The sequence below is a fragment of the Psychrobacter halodurans genome (assembly GCF_017498075.1).
Taxonomy (GTDB): domain Bacteria; phylum Pseudomonadota; class Gammaproteobacteria; order Pseudomonadales; family Moraxellaceae; genus Psychrobacter; species Psychrobacter celer.
The window spans coordinates 48,834-65,551 of record NZ_JAGBKN010000009.1; the positions used below are offsets into that span (position 1 = coordinate 48,834).

A 16,718-nucleotide genomic window follows, 5' to 3' on the forward strand; every position below is an offset into this window, starting at 1 on the left:
ATTTTTATGCGCCGGTTGCAGCCGCGCTTGCCTCGCGGCTAACGAGCGTGGCGGCGGTTTTACTACTTGCCCCTTTATGCTTGTCTTGGCGCAAGGTTAAGATGCTTTGAGTACGGGTACCATAAGTAGGGAGAGGAGCCTGCCGCTGATCAAATGCCACAGGCTCGATATAGACAGAGGACAGCATCTGCTCAACCTCTCTACTCATGCCGGTATCGGGTAGCTGATCGGCGGGGGCTTGTCGGTTGTCAGATAGCACCGCATAGGCAGCGTCCTGCCAGTAAGCAGGCGAGCTGTCTTCGGCGATAAGTGGCAGCACTTCTTGACGCAGCCTACCACGCAGTTTTTCGGTTTTGAACCAACCGTCGTCTGGCTGACCGTTTGAGACCACATGCAATCCTGCATACAGTGGCGTAGGCGCATGGCCGCGATTATTGACCATCACTGCTTGCAGCGCATCGCCAATGATCAGGTTAAAACCTGCATAGTCTTGCAACTCAATTTGCCGAGCAAAGTCCATCGGGCTTTTATCACTGGTCAAAAAATCTGTAACCAGTGCCCCACGCGAGCGCTCATCTGCTCCTGCCTGCACCCCATCACGAAAGTTTAGCACCGCCGCCCAGCGTCCATTTTGCTCATAAAGACCGTCGCGCATGACTTGGTGAATACCCAGCCAAGTGCCGCCACTTTGGCTATCGCGGCCAGCATAGATTGGCTGATCTGGCCACTGGTGCAACTGCTCGGTAGGACGCGCTAAGAACTCATCACGATTTGATAAAAGCACCAGCGGCACCTCATCAAATAACTGCCAAGCGATGGCGACGATACACATAGTTTTCCTTTTATGGGATTGGTAGTTTATGGGGCTGGTCGTCTTTTTAATAGGTAATCTTTTCAGTACAAAATAATGTCGTTTAAAATGTCCTGCATCTTTCTATAGTCGATTCTGAATAAAACAGATACATTATATGTCAACGTGGAACTGGTATAAATTTTACTTGCGTGCTGTGCCTGCGCCGACAGAGGCTGCGTAAAATTTATCCCAGTCCCACTGTATCGTTTCTATACTGAACTCACTATATTCTTATATCAATTGGTGCGGAGTTTTTTATCAGCAGGATAGCTAATCTGTGTGGTCGATCGAATCACTTTTGATTGTTTACTTGGCAAATCAAACTCCCAAGCGACCATGCCGGTATTGTCATTCCAGTCGCGTTCAGTGACGGGCGGGGTGTGCACTGTGGTTACTTTAATACTGTCATCACGGCTGATAGGCTCACTACCCAGTACCTGCAAGCGTCTGGTGCGGCTATGCTGATTGGTCAATTGATAAGCTTCGGTACTACTTAAGGTTTGCTTACGATTAAACGCGCCCTTATCGCCTTGCTTATCTTCGTCGGTTATTTGTTTGATGAGGATATTTGGATCAACGCCAAAGCCGATACCCTGCTCTTTGAGCGTTTGATACTGATAGCGCGCTTGACCAATATAGTTATCATCACGGTAGAGCTGAAGCGCTCCATCGGCCCATGCAGGTGTCAAAAATGGTGCCGATGCATACCAATAAGCCGTTTGCTCAACACTTGGCGTACTGCGGATCCAAAGCTTGCTACGCCCAGACTGCTCATCGATGATCGTACGCACGTGCCTACCGTCACTTGGTAAGCTCACGCGCTGCGGCAACCGGTACTCAATGATGCCGTTTTTGTTTTGACGACTCACGCTAAAGCTTGGCAGCGGTGCCATCGTCGGTGCCGCTGCTTCCCTGTCAGCGCTACTTCTTTCTGAGACGACGACTGAAGAAGGCTCCATCAGGGATGATGCAAACCTAGCACGTGATGCTGGCTCTTTTTCATATAAAGACAGGCGCGCCACATTTGGCAGCTGGCCTGTGGTGCGTTGATTGGGGTTGACTGAGCTGAGTACGACAGGGACGTTTTGCCAATTCTCTCCGGTCTGCTGGGCGATGATGGCTGATGCGGTAATGCTAAGCTGCTCGGTATTGGTATCCAGACGCGCCTGATAAGTCGGCTGCCAACCTGCGCCGCGCACTTGATAATGGAGCTTTACCGCGGCAGGCTTGCGGCTGGCAGTACGCACACTGACCTGTGTTACGCGATTTTGCGTCGATGTGCTACTGCCCGCCATCGTTTGATTAAGTGCGGCCTTTGCCCGTGCTTGCCGCTGCTTGATATCCCATATGCGTTTATTGATACTTGCCGCTTGTGTTTCTATATCACGGGCGTTATTGGCCACTGTGCCCTCTGTACTGACTTGGCTGACCTTGGTGAGGTTTTGTAGATAGGCTTTTGCTAGATTGGCGGCTTCTAGCTCGGCATTGATTTTAGCAAGTGCGGCTTGTTGCGATTGTACATTGGCATCGCCCTCATACTGACACTGCGCTGCTTGCTCACCGCTTAGCGTCTCGATACTGACTTCACCGAGATTGACGCCTGTGACGGCCTGCACGCTCACGCTGTCTTTGTCGATATAAGGAGACAAGCAAGAAAACACCAGCGTCTGCTCTCCATTACCCTTGACAGGTAGCACGCGGGTGACACTGGCCAAGCCTTGATAAATGGTGACTTGCTCGATACTGCTACTTGCTGCATATGCAGGCGTCAGAGATAGTACCAGCAGACTGGGTAGACTGAGCAAGATCGGGCCTTTTTTTGCCCAACGGTACTCAGTGGTTGCTGCTACTTTTGATACATCAGCTTGCATAATCTATCCTTAAAATACGGTTTATCCATTCATACGGCTTATTAGCACCAGCCTATATCCGCTCATACTTCTGAAAATATTGAGGTATTTATCATTAGCAGCTTTTTTATATCTTAGCGGTTTTCTGTCGTGGTTTCTAGCGGCTGGCAGGCACAAATCACATTTATGCAGTCTCTGTGATGCAATTGTCTAACTGTAATTTGGTATGCCTGCCAAGCTATTTTTGCTATTATGACCCCCATTCTATTATCAATAATTATGATGTCCTTATGATGATTCATCCTCAGTACGATCCCGTAGCGCTGTCCTTGGGCCCTGTAGAAGTACATTGGTATGGCTTGATGTATCTGCTGGCATTTGCCGCCGCGTTTGGTCTGGCATGGTACCGCAGTGGCCAGCGTGAGAGCTGGACCACTGACATGGTGTCAGACCTTATTTTTTATGGCGCGCTCGGTGTCATTTTGGGTGGCCGTATCGGCTATGTGCTGTTTTATCAATTTGGTGAGCTGCTACAAAACCCCGCTTATTTATTTAAGGTGTGGGAAGGCGGTATGTCGTTCCACGGCGGCATGATTGGGGTTTTACTCGGCATGTTGTATTTTGCCCGTAAGTACAAAAAAACGCCTTTTCAAGTGCTGGATTTTATCGTGCCGTGTGTACCGACGGGGTTATTGTTTGGCCGTATCGGCAACTATATCAACGGTGAGCTGTGGGGGCGCGTCTCTGATGGCGGCTATAACTGGCTGACCTACTTCCCGCAGGCTGCGGTTTTTGATATGCAGCAATTGCAAGCCAATCCTCAATTACAGGAGTTGATGATGGAGGTCAACGGCCAGTATTTACTGCCCCGCCACCCATCACAGCTCTATGAGGCCTTTGCTGAAGGCCTGCTACTATTCTTGTTTTTGTGGTGGTACTCTGCCAAGCCGCGTCCACGTATGGCGGCATCGGCGATATTCTTATTAGGTTACGGTATCAGCCGCTTTATCATCGAGTTTTTCCGTCAGCCAGATGCCGACCAAGGCTTTATCTTACTTGGCTGGATGACCAAAGGCCAAATACTGAGCACACCAATGATTATCATCGGCTTTGTGCTGTTGGTTTATGCCTATAAACGCGGCATCTATGACTGGGGTAAGCAAGCGGCCTATTAAGCGCGCTTGCACTATAAATGTCCGAAAAACAGATTAAGACTTATTTAATGACGCGCTTTGATAGCGTAGAAGAGCAATATTATGAGCAGTTACAGTAGTAAAAACGAGCAAGCTTATTTGGACTTGCTGCGTCACGTCATGAGTGAAGGCAGCGAAAAAGGCGATCGTACGGGCACAGGTACGCTAAGCCACTTTGGCGCGCAGATGCGTTTTGACTTATCAGACGGCTTCCCGTTACTGACCACCAAAAAAGTCCACTTTAAATCCATCGTGTATGAGCTATTGTGGTTTTTGAGCGGTAGCACTCATGTCGATTATCTACAAGAGAACGGCGTGCGTATCTGGAACGAATGGGCCACAGCGGAACAGACGGCGCGCTTCAATCGTCCTGCGGGCGATTTAGGGCCAGTATACGGTCACCAATGGCGCAACTACGGCGCGACCACAGACGAGAATGGCCGCTATAACAATGACGGCGTCGATCAAATCGCCCAAGTCGTGGAGCAAATCAAGACCAATCCCAACTCCAGACGCTTGATTGTCTCTGGCTGGAACCCAGGTGAAGCCGAGCAAGTCGCCCTGCCGCCTTGTCATACGCTGTTTCAGTTTTTTGTCGCGGACAACAAACTCTCCTGCCAGCTTTACCAGCGCTCAGCGGATTTATTCCTAGGTGTGCCGTTCAATATCGCCAGCTATGCCCTGCTGACCCACATGATTGCGCAGGTTTGCGGGCTGGGCGTGGGCGAGTTTATCTGGACCGGTGGCGACTGTCATATTTATCAAAACCACCGCGAGCAAGTCGAGCTGCAACTGACGCGTGAGTGTTATGCACTACCGACATTGACACTCAACCCTGATGTCGATGATATTTTTGCATTTAATTTTGAGGATATTAGCGTAAACGGTTATGAATCACATCCCGCTATCAAAGCAAAAGTCGCGGTATAAAGACTGTTTTTTACTTCATATGACTGACGAAAACAATAAGGACATACTATGAGTTATGCCAATACCCAAGTCGCCCAAATCGCTGCTATCAGTAGCAATCGCTGTATCGGCAAGGACAATGAGCTGCCCTGGCATATCTCAGCAGATTTGCAGCATTTCAAACAAATGACCACCAAAGCAACAGGCAGTGCGGTTCAAGGTATCGTCATCATGGGGCGCAAGACCTTTGAGTCGATGGGCAGCAAACCGTTGCCAAAACGTGTCAGCTTTATTATCAGCAGTCAAATGGACTATGCCGAAAAGAGCGGCCTAGTAGGCAAAGATAATGCGTATGTGGTGCATAATTTGGATGATGCTTTAACGCAAGCTGCCAGTCTCGCCCATGGTGCTCACTTAGATACGATTTGGGTCATCGGCGGCGAGCGGGTATTTCGTGATGCCTTTATGTACACCGATCGTATTGAGCTGACACACGTCGATACCGAGATCCCTGACGGCGAGGCGTTTTACCCTGAATTGCCGAGCGACTTTGCAGTCGCAGAAGCGTCTGAGTCGATGCATGATGAAAAAAGCGGATTGGATTTTAAGTTCGTGACTTATAGAAAAGAAGCCACTGAGTAATAGAAGCTATTTTACGAAAAATATTAAAAAATTGGGGCTGCCTTAGAATCATTTAAGGCAGCCCCGTTTTTTATTGCCATAAGTCCGAATTTAGTAAATATCAATCGGCCTACTCATGCAATACCTTATAAATGGTCTTGGCCAATACAGGCCCAATCCCCTGTACACCCGACAGCTCTTGCTGTGAAGCCCCTAGCAGTTGCTGCATCCCGCCAAAGTGGTTGAGCAAGTCGCGGCGGCGCTTTTCCCCCAGACCCGGTATCACCTCCAGCACCGACGACGAACGGCGCTTATCGCGCTTCTTACGGTGCGCTGTGATGGCAAAACGATGGGCCTCATCGCGAATATGCATCAATAAATGCAGCGCCTTGCTGTCCATGGGCAGATCCAGCGGCTCATGATCGATAAAATGTAATACTTCTAAACCCGCCTTGCGCCCTTCTCCTTTTGCCACACTCACAAGCAGCGTGTCATTTAAGATACCCAGCTCGGTCAGCACTTCTTTGGCGATATTAAGCTGACCTTTCCCGCCATCAATCAGCAACAGATCAGGCAGTGGCTGTTTTTTATAGCGCCGCGTCAGCACTTGCTGCATCGCCGCATAATCGTCACCGCCTTGGATATCATGAATCGCATACTGACGGTAATCGCGACGCCGCGAGCCACCTTGATCGAATACCACACAGCTACCGATGGTCGCCTCGCCCATGGTGTGCGAGATATCAAAGCATTCGATACGATCTATGGCGCGATCAGTGACATCAGCCAGTACGTTCTTTAGCGCACCAAAGCGCGCATGCAGCTCTAGATAGTCGCCCAGTTTGGTTTTTAGTGCATTATTGGTATTCAGCTTTGCCAAGTCCAGCCACTCTGAGCGGTGCTCGCGCACATTGGTTTTGATAACGACTTTGCTCTCAAAGTGGGTGGCCAATGCTTCGCTGACTGCTTGTTGGTCAGGCAGCGCATGACTGAGAATAATCTCACTTGGCAAGTCGTCGGTCACCTGAAAATAAAATGAGGTAATAAATGCCGACAAATTATCCGCGAGTGACTCACTACTATCGACATCAGGGAAGTAGTTTTTGCCACCGAGTACGCGGCCGCCGCGCACCGTCAGCACATTGACACAGGTCATGCCAGCTTGGCTAGCAATGGCAATCACATCGGCCTCGCCTTGCACCGTATAGACGGCCTGCCGCGCTTGTACTTCGCGCAGCATAGACAGCTGATCCCGATAAAAGACTGCTTTTTCAAAATTCAACGATTCAGCAGCACTTTCCATTTTTTCGATTAGCGCACTGTGAATATCACTTGAGTCGCCTTTGAGAAAACGAATGGTGTTATTCACGTCTTCTGCATACTCTTCTGGCGACACCAACCCCACGCAGGGCGCACGGCAACGCTTGATTTGATACTCAAGGCACGGACGCTTACGCTGCTTAAAAAACGTATTGGTACACTGGCGCATCTGAAACATCTTTTGCATGAGCACCAAGGTTTCTTTGGCCGCATGAGCAGAAGGAAAAGGCCCAAAAAACCGACCTTTTTGGTGATTGCCTTTGCCGCGGCCATAAGCCAATCTTGGATAAGGCTTATCCGCTGAGATAAACACATACAGATAAGATTTATCATCACGCAGTAGGACGTTATAAGGGGGACGATATTCTTTAATCAGGTTTTGCTCAAGCAGCAATGCCTCGGTCTCACTACGGGTAATGATGGTCTCGATATCGTGAATCCGTGCCACCAGTGCTCGCGTTTTTGGATGGTCAATGGTCTTAGCGAAGTAGCTATTGACGCGACTTTTTAACGATTTTGCCTTGCCCACATATAAAATATCGCCGTTTTTTCCCAGCATTTTATAGACCCCTGGCAAGTTTGGCAGGCGCTGGATTAGATGTTTGAGGCGGGCTTTTTTATCATCGACAGGACTCGACTCTGAGACATTAACCATAAAATTTATTGCTCTTAAGACACTGATATACAGCTATTTATGGGGCGGTAGCCTGCATTTTACAATGCTATCGTTTACTACGGGTTTATGCACAAAAAAACCAGCACAAGGCTGGCTTTTCTTTTTTATGGTAGGCAAAATTTCTAATGACGGAAGTTCGGTAATAGTGCAGGAATGCCCGGCAACATCCCAACCACCGCCATGACACCAGTCAATATCACAAAGGTAATGACAGGTATAATCCAGCGGCTCATCTTTGATAGGCTCGCACTACGCTCTTTTGAGCCAATCAAACCTAGGTTATCAAGCACCAAGGTAATCGACCAGCCAAAGGCTGGGTTGACCAATGCCGAGGCAAAGACCACAATCGCAGCAGACTGCGTGGTTTTACCTTCGCGCGTCATCTCCATCCCCGCTTCAAGCAGTGGAATAAAAACCCCGACGATCAGTGCCACACACATCACCGGCTCCCAGATCGCCAAATCCATCGGATAGCCCCAGATACCAGCGATCAAACAAAACAGCCCTGTGAGTACCGCACCCGCTGGAATCGGACGCTTGGCGATCGCCGCTGGTACGATATACGTACCCCATGATGACGCAAAGTTTGCCCCGCCAAGGACAGAGCCTGCGACCTGACGAATAGAAGCACTGGTCATCGTGTCATCGATATCCATCAGCACGCGCTCGGTACGCTTTGGGTAGCTGATCTTCTGAAAGACTTGATGACCCAAAAAATCCGGCGACCACATAGCGACGGCCAATACCGCAAACGGCAATACCACCACAAAGCTTTCAATCGTCGGCAGACCCAGCATCCAGCCCGTGTCCTCCCCCCACCAGTACATCGGGTTCATATTTGGCAGGCCAGGCGCTGTCTCAAAAGCAAAGGGCGCGCCCATGGCAAAGGCCACACCGCCACCGAGCAAGCAGCTTAATGGTACAGCCAGCCAGCGCTTTTGGAAGTTTTCTAATACCGCGTACAGGATGATGGTCAGTAAAATCACCACAAAGGCGATATGCGCCATGCCGATACCTTCGGCCCATGCAAATAGATTTTTGACCTGCGAGAGGGTGCCAATAAAACCCAAATAAAGCAGCAGACCACCACACACACCTTTACTGGTCAAGTTTGCCAGCAGACTGCCTCCTTTACTAATGGCTAGTAATAGACCAAAAGCACCGATTAGCAAGCCAAAGGCCATTGGGTGACCACCAGCGGCAACGACGATAGGAATCAGTGGGATCAGCGGCCCGTGCGTACCAGCAAGGTTGGCCGTCGGTAGCAAAAACCCTGAGAATAAAATCACAAAGAAAGCGACAATTAACAACTCATAGCGCACGTTTTCTAGGACAAAGGCATCACTTAGCCCAAGCGGCCCTGCAAACGTAGCGGCAATAGCGCCTACCATCACGACCTTACCAATCGTTGCGGCCATCGCAGGGATGGTGTCTTCATACTCAAAACGATAATCACGAAACGGCAAGTTTACCCGCCAGCGCTTGGGCTGCATGATTTGTAGTTCATGATTTAAATAGGCGTCACGACTCTCAAAGCTTGAGCTGGGCTTGTGTAGATCAAGGTAGCTGCCTTGTGGCTCGCTGTCGTAATTGGATGGATTTGATGGTGGCGGAGTAGACCCTGAGGCAGGGATCTGAGTGTTACTCATCACATTTCCTTATGTCGACTGAGGCTTCGATGGACGGGCATTGCACTGATGTGACTTGATAAAATCACAGGGCAGTACAAATTGCAGGCTATTGTATGTCACAGGACAGTGAAATGCGAGCGCGGAACCATGTAAAGATACTATGCGTCTCGGTTTGATTGATAACTTAAAGTTTTAAGTTATCAATTTTGCAAACTTATCAATCATTTATTTTAGAAAAACAACCCCAAATTGCTTAGCAATGACCATGCTCAAGGCGACGTGCTGCCGCATATATTCATCATTTATCTTATTTATAATGAGGCATACTTACGCTTTAAACCTAGCGGTCAAGACGATTTTTACTTATGATAAATAGCTTTCACGCTAGATACCCTGCAACAGGTGTCAGCCATTTGACTTAATAATTAAAAATCGAAATGAAGTAACAGGATTCCTTTATGAGCTTACTACCCACCAACTTTGAGACCTTAAAGCGTCGAGCCAAACAAAGCATCATGCCATTGTTGACACCGCACTTACTCAAACTGCGTATCAACACCTACGCGCCTTACGTCGGAGCTGGCATCAAAATCGAGCATATCAGCCTCGATCAAGGTTTATGTGTGGTCAGTATGGGTTTGAATAGCTTGAATAAAAACATCGTCGGCACCCAGTTCGGTGGCAGCCTCTACTCTATGGTCGATCCGTTTTATATGCTCATGCTGATGCATCAATTGGGCAGTCATTATGTGGTATGGGACAAAAGCTCACATATCGATTTTGTCGCGCCAGGCCATAGCAAGGTCACCGCAAGGATGAAGATACCGAGCGCTGAAATCATTACCATTCAAGAGCTGGCTAAAGATGGAGGGGCGGTATTTCGCGACTACAGTGTCGATATCGTCGATGAGCAGCAAAAGGTTGTGGCCACTGTCACCAAGACACTGTATATCCGTTTGCGCAAGCACAGTAAATCAAAGGATCAAAGCATACGCATCGACACCGCTGATAGCGCCTAATCTCATGCATCTGCGTTCATAGGCACACATGTATTTGCGACCATGTGCACAATAGACTCAGCAAGCACAGCGGATACAGTTACGCCCATACAAAAACCCCAATCCAGCTATCGCATAGATTGGGGTTTCGTCTTTTTGGTATGGCCCGCTTATTTATAAATAAACCTATGAATAAGGGCTGGTATCTATGCTCGTCCGAGCCTTTGCTGGCGGTGATAATCACAGACTAACAAAGACTCAGAGCACCGCTTAGATACTTATGATCACGTATGTGCTCACGTAACTTGTGCTTAGATACCTGGCGCTGTTTCAACCGCATCAGGAACACCAGCGTCAGTTTTTTTCTGAGCTGCTGGACGAGCACCAAGCTTTTCGCGGATACGTGCTGATTTACCAGAGCGCTCACGTAAGTAGTATAGTTTCGCACGACGAACCGCACCACGGCGTTTCACTTCGATGCTATCGATCAGTGGTGAATGCAACTGGAATGCACGCTCAACACCGACGCCGCTTGAGATTTTACGTACGGTAAATGCTGAGTTTAAACCGCGGTTACGCTTAGCGATGACCACACCTTCAAAAGCCTGTAGACGCTCACGCTCACCTTCACGTACTTTTACTTGTACGACAATGGTATCACCGGGTGCAAAGCTTGGGTGTTCACGCAATTGAGCGTTTTCGATGACCTGAACCAATGGATGCTTGTTGCTCATGAGAGTTATCTCCTCACATTAGATAATAGAGGCTTCACGCATATCACCTGTTTGTAATAATGAATTGCATCTTATTATAAAAAGACGCAACGTAAATGGGTTATAACCAACGGCCACAATGTGATGACTCGTTTTATTATTGCTCAAAATTTTATTTTTTAACTGTTTATCAAATTTAAAAACGATAAAACGAAAGGTTAACCCTTATTTTTTATCTGTTTTTGCCAGTGCCTTTAGCCACTTCGCTTGCTCTGCCGTGGGGGTAAACGCCTGCCATAAGTCTGGCCGACGCGCTTGCGTACGACTGACTTGCTGAGCAAAACGCCACTTAGCAATATTGGCATGATGACCTGAGAGTAATACCTCAGGGACGCTCATACCTGCAAACTCATGCGGCTTGGTATAATGCGGACAATCAAGCAAACCATCGACAAACGAGTCTTGCTCAGCGGACTGATCATCGCCCATGATATCAGGCAAACGGCGTATCACACTATCCATCAATACCATGGCAGGCAGCTCACCGCCTGTCAGCACATAGTCCCCCAATGACACTTCCCTATCGACATACTGTGATAGTAAGCGCTCATCAACACCCTCGTAACGACCGCACAATATAATCATGCCATCGTACTCGGCCATGCTGACCACACTACTCTCACTGAGCGTCTGTCCTTGTGGCGACATATAAATCACCGGACAGTGCTCACTATCGACACGGCAGCCGTGCTGACTCGCTCGCAAGCGCGCATCCTCTATGGCTTTTGATAATGGCTCGGCCATCATCACCATGCCAGGACCGCCACCATACGGGCGCTCATCAATACGGCGGTAGTTATCGGTGGTATAATCACGTGGATTTATGCACTCAATCGTCACGTGCTCTCCAGCGACTGCCCTTCCAGTGATACCAAAATCACGAATCGTGGCAAACATCTCAGGAAAAATACTAATGACGGCAAAATACATCTGATATCTACTTAATTGACGCAATGATCATACTGGCGCTAACGCCAAAAAATTGTCTTACTCATACTATTACTAGTTATTAGCTTAATAGCTACTTGATTAATAGATATTTGACTAATATCTATTTAACTAATAGTCACTTGGCCATGCCACCAGCACCGTTCTTTCAGTCATATCGACCTCAATAACGGTTTGTTTGTGCCATGGAATCAGGCGCTCTTCATCATCCAAGCTGTCTGAGTTTGCTTTCACGCGCATGATGTCATGCGCGCCAGTTTCAAACATTTCAGTGATATCGCCCAGATACTCTTCTTGCTCGTTTATCACGCGCAAGTCGATCAAGTCTGACCAATAATATTCATCCTCAGCCGTTTCTGGCAAGACGTCTTGCTCGACCCAAACGGTCACACCGTTCATCGTCTCCGCAACATTGCGATCAGGTACCTGCTCAAACTGAGCGACGATTCCTGTGCCTTGTTGACGCCATGCTTTCACCGTCAAAGGCTTCATGCCAGTGGCAGTTTTCATCCACCACGGCTGCATGTCAAATATCGCCGTCCGATCCTCTGTATCACTAAACACCCACAGCCAGCCTTTAATACCATAAGGCTTTTTAAGCTGACCGATTTTCATAAGGGTATTAGCGGCTGGAGCAGATGACATAACGGCTAACCTAGTAATGACTAACAAACGGTAAGTAAAACAATCACGATTAAAGCAACAATCATTAAAAACTGCGTTAAAAGCGATAAACAGTTAATGGCGCACCCTGGTCAGACCAGTTACGCTATGTGTTCTCAAGTCTATTGAGATTGCCATAGTCAAACTATAACCACCTCAGCGACCAACAAACTTAAGCAGTGGCTTCAGTTTGAGCGGCAGACTTGCTATAAGCTTTTGCTAATGAAGCAACGCGATCTGAAGGCTGTGCACCTTTGGCGATCCACGCATTGTACGCTTCCATGTTTAGGCGTACTGCTTCTTCAGACTCTTTAGCGAGTGGGTTAAAAAAGCCGATGTTTTCAATATAGCGACCGTCACGCGCGCGGCGTTGATCAGCAACAACTACTTGATAAAATGGGCGTTTCTTGGCACCGCCCCGTGCTAAACGAATAACAACCATGTGAATTCTCTCTTTCGCAGGTATACCAAAAAGGGCATAATTATATCACAGTCTTGATTTATTGAAAACATAAACTGTGCTTATTTAATTATTTATTAACAATAGCTTAAATGGCTATCGATGTAAAATCCTTCTAGGATTTGCGTATGGCAATCCTCTGCTATTGCGCCGTTATTTTTGGTGGATGACATCCTTTCTAGACCAAATAACGCTATACTTTATAACGCCTCATGTAACCTATTGGATTGTTATGACTCCATCAAATCTGCCAACCCGTCGCAAAGGCTGGCTTGCGCGCTCTTACTCCAACACTTGGCTGACGACTTTGATGGTCGCCTTTATTGTGCTGATCAGTGTCAGTTTATCGATTTTGTTTTTTTGGCGCAGTCTGTATTTGCCAGAGCTCAAAAATCATGCCCGTTATTTGACCAGCGAGCTAAAGCTGATGAATAGCGTCAATAAAGATTGGCAAGCGCGTCCTGAGGTGCGCCAGTGGATTTATCGGCACTCGCATGTGGTGGTGGTGGACAATCCAAGCGACTTTCCGGAAGTGGCTGATAAAGCCTTTGTCGGTGTCTTTACCGACGTGTTGCAGCGAGAGATTGGCGCTCAATTAGGGCGACCTGTTGAGGTGTATTTTAAATTTAAGCCCACGCCGCAATTATGGGTACAAGACAGCCGTGACGACAGTTTTTGGATTCGTGAGCCTGTGGTGTATTACTCACAGTATAGCCCAAGTCTGCTGGTGTTATTTTTGATTGGCTTGCCTATCTTGTCCTTGCTCACCATTATTTTACTGGCGCGGCAATTAAACCGTCCGCTGCGCTATCTGCAGCGCGCCGCGACCAATTATATCCGTCTTGGTCACGCCACCACTCTGCCCACCCAAAAAGGCCCAACAGAGATACGTCAGGTCAATATGGCCTTTAATCGACTATTTACCACGCTCAGCCAAGCACAAAAAGAGCGTACCATCATGCTCGCCGGTATCTCACATGATTTGCGGACACCGCTGACCCGAATGCGGTTGACCGCCGAGATGCTGCCGGATGATTTTTTTCGTGAAGGGCTGATTTATGATATTGAAGATATGGATGCTATTTTGGAGCAGTTTATCTCGTTTATGAAAGATGGCTCTGATGAGCCTGTGAGCCTGACCAACCTAGACACCATATTTAATGAAATCATGGTGCAATTTGCGCCAATGGAGTTTATATATCAATCTGAGTGCCATAAAGTGGTACCCGTCAGGCCGCTTTCTATCAAACGTTTGATTATCAACCTTGTAAATAACGCCAATCGCTACGGAAAACCGCCCATTTATCTATCGGCAACCGTCATACCGACCTTTGTCGAAACCGCTGTAGATGAAGAAACCGATGTGGTGACGGAAAACGTGGTAAACCAAGAAGCACAAGAACAATTGGTAATCTGTGTGCGCGATTGCGGCGATGGCGTGGCAGAAGACCAATTAGAGCGAATCATGCAACCATTTGAGCGTGGCGAGACGGCACGTACCACACAAGGCAGTGGTCTAGGCTTAGCCATCGTCAGCCGTATTGCAGGGTTACATCATGGTACGGTTGAGGCCATCAATCACCCTGATGGCGGTTTACAAGTGTGCGTACGTATCCCGCTACTCTCTAAGGTGGCTGGCGATGAAACCTTAGCCGCCGATACGCCCACTACCTCAGAGCCATCTGATGAGAAACACGCCACAGACACGCCGCCTTACCCTTAAAAGTTAGGGTTAGGATTAGGGGCAGACTCAAGCCGGCCCTTGGTCTTAAATCTCAGTCTTTGCTGCCAATCACTGGCGGGATGTACTTAGCACTATTGGTAAAGGCCAGCGGCTGGGTAATCTCAGCTTTGGCCGCCTCTACGGTCTGAGTGCTGCTCGGTTGCTGCACAAATAAATAATACCCCAAGGTAATCGCATTTACTATCACCAACCCGCCAAATAAGTATGGCATCCTTTGCCCTCCTCTACTATTGCTCTGCTGAGCACTGGCTGTCTTTGCTTATCATTGGTTTTCAATATCACGCTCACTTCTTTCTTGCGTCAACTCATCTGCCGCCAATATCTGCGTCAAGGGCTTAATCGGCCAAGTCATGATAAACCTCGCGCCACCAAGCTCACGGCTTTCATCTACCTTCATACTGCCGTTAAACCAAAAGGCGATGCGCGAAACGATAGACAGACCAAGCCCATAGCCACCCGATGCACGGGTGCGACTGTCATCCAAGCGCGAAAATGGGATAAACACCTTTTCGCGGTCTTCTTCTGGGATGCCGTGACCGTCATCTTCGACACTAACAAAGGCATTGCCCTTTTTGACGCCAGCACTAATGATAATAGTGGTTTCTGCATAGCGTAGGGCATTGCCAGCCAAGTTCTGAATGACACGGTGTAAATAGCGCTTATCAGCCACTGCCGTGACCTTCGCACTGGGGAGTTTGGTCACTATCTTGATGGGTTTACCTAGCGCATTGGTTTCGCGCTCGACCTGCTCTAGCAGCTCTCGAAGATTGACAGGCTCTAGATCAAGCTTTGGTGAGCCTTCTTCTAGCTTGGCATACGTCAAAATCTCGTCAATCAAACCATTTAGCGACTCAATATCTTCATCGATATAGTCACGCTGCATAAAGCGCGAGTCCTCATCATCGGTATCGGCCAGCATATCGACGGCAAACCGTATACGGGCAACAGGCGTACGCAGCTCATGCGAGACCGCGCGTGTCAGCTCACGTTGTGACTCAATCAAACGTTTGATATGTGAGGTCATGGCGTTAAATGTCGCTGACAAACGTGCAATCTCATCTTGGCCGATGACCTGTACTTGGATATCTAGGTTGCCTTTACTGACTTCGTTGACGCCCACTTGTATCAGTTGTAGCTTACGCTCAAGCGGAAAAATCAGCGCATACACACCCAAACTAATAAGGAACATACTGATCAAAATCATACTGATGGTCAGATTGAGCGGAAACCAGTTAAACAAAGGAACCGGGCCGATCAAGATAGCCATGTCATTGATTTCGGAGGGCACTATCACTCTGATCGCTGAGTTGCTCTTACTACTGTTGGTATCCTGCAAAGAGATGACCACCTCATCACGGCGCAAACGCGCTATCTGATCAGAATCCAGATCGAGGGTGTTGACCGCCTGAAACGCAAGCGGAAAAGAAAACTTGTCTTCTAGCTCAGCGAGGCGTGCACGCTTATCCGATAAAGTCATGTGATAAGACAAATCATCTAACAAAAACACAGCAATAGCACGCACTTGCTGTTCGGTCACCTGTGACACCCTCGCGGTCAAGACGCTCTGGCTGTCGGGCAGACGATAATAAACATCTGCATATACCGGCTGATTGTTATAGCGAACCACGGTATTGTCATTTTCAAAACGGCGTAGCTCGCTGGCGGTGAAGTCCACTTTATCAATCGGTATGACACTAAACGTCGAGCCAAACAAGCTACTGGCATCTGATAACCAATACGCTCGTTGCTGCTCATTGTCCTGATGCGCAATTCCTTCACTGACCAAATGAAACGCTCCTTTGGCCATGGTTTCTCGATAGGACTGCACCCGCTCTTTATTGATGGTGTCCATCAATAACTGCGCAAACAAGGCCACGCATAAACAAACGATAAGCAGCCCGGCATAAATCCGAACGAAAATACTGTGTTTTAAAGAAGAAACTAATGACATACGTGCCGTGACCAACTTAGTAAATAAAATCCGCTGATAGTACTCAGCATAGTGCTGCTACATTATGATGGCTTAATTAAACCACATAACGCTGTATTTAAGTTTAAAAATTAAAATTTAGCCACAAA

The 16,718-nt window shown here is 48.1% G+C and carries 15 protein-coding genes; 5 read left to right on the forward strand and 10 right to left on the reverse strand.

Annotated features, from left to right (window positions below):
* Positions 1 to 4 precede the first annotated feature (4 nt).
* Positions 5 to 832, reverse strand: coding sequence for an NRDE family protein (locus J3491_RS05830; protein ID WP_207969491.1), 828 nt, complete (start codon positions 830 to 832; stop codon positions 5 to 7).
* A gap of 257 nt (positions 833 to 1,089) precedes the next feature.
* Positions 1,090 to 2,724 carry a DUF4139 domain-containing protein gene (locus J3491_RS05835; RefSeq protein WP_207969492.1) on the reverse strand — a complete coding sequence of 545 codons (1,635 nt, stop codon included), beginning with the start codon at positions 2,722 to 2,724 and terminating at the stop codon, positions 1,090 to 1,092.
* 269 nt (positions 2,725 to 2,993) lie between these two features.
* Between J3491_RS05835 and lgt the strand changes: the two genes are divergently transcribed.
* From lgt to J3491_RS05850, 3 genes are all read left to right on the forward strand, one after another.
* Positions 2,994 to 3,878 carry a prolipoprotein diacylglyceryl transferase gene (gene lgt, locus J3491_RS05840; protein WP_207969493.1) on the forward strand — a complete coding sequence of 295 codons (885 nt, stop codon included), beginning with the start codon at positions 2,994 to 2,996 and terminating at the stop codon, positions 3,876 to 3,878.
* Positions 3,879 to 3,959: 81 nt separating this feature from the next.
* Positions 3,960 to 4,826: a thymidylate synthase gene (locus tag J3491_RS05845; protein WP_207969494.1), complete on the forward strand. Its 867-nt coding sequence runs from the start codon at positions 3,960 to 3,962 to the stop codon at positions 4,824 to 4,826.
* A 48-nt stretch (positions 4,827 to 4,874) separates the two neighbouring features.
* Entirely contained in the window at positions 4,875 to 5,447 is a 573-nt protein-coding gene (locus J3491_RS05850) for a dihydrofolate reductase (protein WP_207969495.1), read from the forward strand.
* Positions 5,448 to 5,556: 109 nt separating this feature from the next.
* Here J3491_RS05850 and uvrC read toward each other — a convergent pair whose 3' ends face one another.
* Both uvrC and J3491_RS05860 read right to left on the reverse strand, forming a co-directional pair.
* Complete coding sequence (uvrC, locus tag J3491_RS05855; protein ID WP_207969496.1) at positions 5,557 to 7,401, reverse strand: excinuclease ABC subunit UvrC; 1,845 nt, start codon at positions 7,399 to 7,401, stop codon at positions 5,557 to 5,559.
* Positions 7,402 to 7,544: 143 nt separating this feature from the next.
* On the reverse strand, positions 7,545 to 9,071 hold the full coding sequence (locus tag J3491_RS05860) for a DUF3360 family protein (protein ID WP_207969497.1): 1,527 nt from the start codon (positions 9,069 to 9,071) through the stop codon (positions 7,545 to 7,547).
* Positions 9,072 to 9,511: 440 nt separating this feature from the next.
* Between J3491_RS05860 and J3491_RS05865 the strand changes: the two genes are divergently transcribed.
* Positions 9,512 to 10,072: a DUF4442 domain-containing protein gene (locus tag J3491_RS05865; protein ID WP_207969498.1), complete on the forward strand. Its 561-nt coding sequence runs from the start codon at positions 9,512 to 9,514 to the stop codon at positions 10,070 to 10,072.
* A gap of 290 nt (positions 10,073 to 10,362) precedes the next feature.
* Here the strand turns inward: J3491_RS05865 and rplS are convergent, their stop codons facing one another.
* The 4 genes from rplS to rpsP all read right to left on the reverse strand — a co-directional run bounded on the left by rplS (position 10,363) and on the right by rpsP (position 12,877).
* Positions 10,363 to 10,785 (reverse strand): 50S ribosomal protein L19, encoded by a 423-nt coding sequence (gene rplS / locus J3491_RS05870; RefSeq protein WP_075101890.1) that lies wholly within the window; start codon positions 10,783 to 10,785, stop codon positions 10,363 to 10,365.
* A gap of 204 nt (positions 10,786 to 10,989) precedes the next feature.
* Entirely contained in the window at positions 10,990 to 11,754 is a 765-nt protein-coding gene (gene trmD / locus J3491_RS05875) for a tRNA (guanosine(37)-N1)-methyltransferase TrmD (protein ID WP_207969499.1), read from the reverse strand.
* Between the two features lie 129 nt (positions 11,755 to 11,883).
* The gene (gene rimM, locus J3491_RS05880) at positions 11,884 to 12,417 is read right to left on the reverse strand and encodes a ribosome maturation factor RimM (RefSeq protein ID WP_207969500.1); all 534 of its coding nucleotides are present in this window, start codon (positions 12,415 to 12,417) and stop codon (positions 11,884 to 11,886) included.
* Between the two features lie 190 nt (positions 12,418 to 12,607).
* Positions 12,608 to 12,877, reverse strand: coding sequence for a 30S ribosomal protein S16 (rpsP, locus tag J3491_RS05885; protein ID WP_075101887.1), 270 nt, complete (start codon positions 12,875 to 12,877; stop codon positions 12,608 to 12,610).
* Between the two features lie 250 nt (positions 12,878 to 13,127).
* Between rpsP and J3491_RS05890 the strand changes: the two genes are divergently transcribed.
* A complete protein-coding gene (locus tag J3491_RS05890; RefSeq protein WP_207969501.1) occupies positions 13,128 to 14,618 on the forward strand; it encodes an ATP-binding protein in 1,491 nt (496 codons plus the stop codon).
* 52 nt (positions 14,619 to 14,670) lie between these two features.
* Here J3491_RS05890 and J3491_RS05895 read toward each other — a convergent pair whose 3' ends face one another.
* The gene (locus tag J3491_RS05895) at positions 14,671 to 14,850 is read right to left on the reverse strand and encodes a hypothetical protein (RefSeq protein WP_075101885.1); all 180 of its coding nucleotides are present in this window, start codon (positions 14,848 to 14,850) and stop codon (positions 14,671 to 14,673) included.
* Positions 14,851 to 14,901: 51 nt separating this feature from the next.
* Positions 14,902 to 16,590 carry an ATP-binding protein gene (locus J3491_RS05900; protein ID WP_207969502.1) on the reverse strand — a complete coding sequence of 563 codons (1,689 nt, stop codon included), beginning with the start codon at positions 16,588 to 16,590 and terminating at the stop codon, positions 14,902 to 14,904.
* Positions 16,591 to 16,718 lie beyond the last annotated feature (128 nt).

Coding starts and splice junctions, on each gene's coding strand:
- J3491_RS05830 (WP_207969491.1), bottom strand. CDS start 832: ATGTGTATCGTCGCCATCGCTTGGCAGTTATTTGATGAGGTGCCGCTG.
- J3491_RS05835 (WP_207969492.1), bottom strand. CDS start 2,724: ATGCAAGCTGATGTATCAAAAGTAGCAGCAACCACTGAGTACCGTTGG.
- lgt (WP_207969493.1), top strand. CDS start 2,994: ATGATGATTCATCCTCAGTACGATCCCGTAGCGCTGTCCTTGGGCCCT.
- J3491_RS05845 (WP_207969494.1), top strand. CDS start 3,960: ATGAGCAGTTACAGTAGTAAAAACGAGCAAGCTTATTTGGACTTGCTG.
- J3491_RS05850 (WP_207969495.1), top strand. CDS start 4,875: ATGAGTTATGCCAATACCCAAGTCGCCCAAATCGCTGCTATCAGTAGC.
- uvrC (WP_207969496.1), bottom strand. CDS start 7,401: ATGGTTAATGTCTCAGAGTCGAGTCCTGTCGATGATAAAAAAGCCCGC.
- J3491_RS05860 (WP_207969497.1), bottom strand. CDS start 9,071: ATGAGTAACACTCAGATCCCTGCCTCAGGGTCTACTCCGCCACCATCA.
- J3491_RS05865 (WP_207969498.1), top strand. CDS start 9,512: ATGAGCTTACTACCCACCAACTTTGAGACCTTAAAGCGTCGAGCCAAA.
- rplS (WP_075101890.1), bottom strand. CDS start 10,785: ATGAGCAACAAGCATCCATTGGTTCAGGTCATCGAAAACGCTCAATTG.
- trmD (WP_207969499.1), bottom strand. CDS start 11,754: ATGTATTTTGCCGTCATTAGTATTTTTCCTGAGATGTTTGCCACGATT.
- rimM (WP_207969500.1), bottom strand. CDS start 12,417: ATGTCATCTGCTCCAGCCGCTAATACCCTTATGAAAATCGGTCAGCTT.
- rpsP (WP_075101887.1), bottom strand. CDS start 12,877: ATGGTTGTTATTCGTTTAGCACGGGGCGGTGCCAAGAAACGCCCATTT.
- J3491_RS05890 (WP_207969501.1), top strand. CDS start 13,128: ATGACTCCATCAAATCTGCCAACCCGTCGCAAAGGCTGGCTTGCGCGC.
- J3491_RS05895 (WP_075101885.1), bottom strand. CDS start 14,850: ATGCCATACTTATTTGGCGGGTTGGTGATAGTAAATGCGATTACCTTG.
- J3491_RS05900 (WP_207969502.1), bottom strand. CDS start 16,590: ATGTCATTAGTTTCTTCTTTAAAACACAGTATTTTCGTTCGGATTTAT.